The 739-nt window shown below is 74.3% G+C and carries 1 protein-coding gene; it reads right to left on the reverse strand.

What is annotated here, in order from left to right; all coding sequences use genetic code 11:
• The coding region (locus AC1D1T_RS32860) for a hypothetical protein (protein WP_477993553.1) at positions 1–739 on the reverse strand (739 nt) is incomplete at both ends.

A 739-nucleotide genomic window follows, 5' to 3' on the forward strand; every position in this document is an offset into this window, starting at 1 on the left:
CTGCAGCGCCGCATGCTGCGGCAGCGGCTGCGGCACCAGCACGAGCTTCTGCTGGCGCAGCGCCTGCACCAGCGAACGCGGGTGGCCGAGGCGCAGGCCCAGCAGCAGCGAGGCGCGGCGCTGCAGGCCGCTGCAGTTGTCAGGCGTGCCCCACGCCGGGCGACCCGGATCGAAGCCGCCGGCGCGGTCGCGCGTCAGCCGCACGATGTCGCTGAGGTAGGCCGCCTTGTTCTCCAGCAGTAGCGATTCYAGCTCCTGCGGCGAGTGGTGGCCGAAGAACGGGCGCAGCGAGTTCTGCATGTACGTCTCGCCGTGCAGCGCCAGCAGGTGGTCCAGCGCCCGGCTCTTGCGCCGCGCCGAGCGGTCGAACGGCGGGTACACCGCCTGCTCGATCTGCGCCGCCGGGGCGAGCAGCAGCCGCTCGACGCCCGGCACGCTGTCGGGCCCGATCATCTGCGACCACAGCGTCCGGGCCGAGCCGCCGTTCACCGAGAACAGCTCGCGCAGGTGCTGCACCTGGGCCAGGCCTTGCGCGATCACCTGCTCCATCATCAGCAGGTAGGTCTGCAGCTGCTGCGCGCGCGCCCGCGCCTGCGGCGGTGCCGAGCGCGGCACGCCGTGCCGGCCGACGCCGTAGATCGCCGGCAGCAGTTGCTGCACCGAGTGGTAGCGCTGCAGGTCGCGGTGCTCGCCGCGCGGCAGCGCGGCGGCGGCGCGGCCGGCCTGGTCGGCCTGCCGG

It is taken from the genome of Rhizobacter sp. P2_H3, from assembly GCF_056403355.1.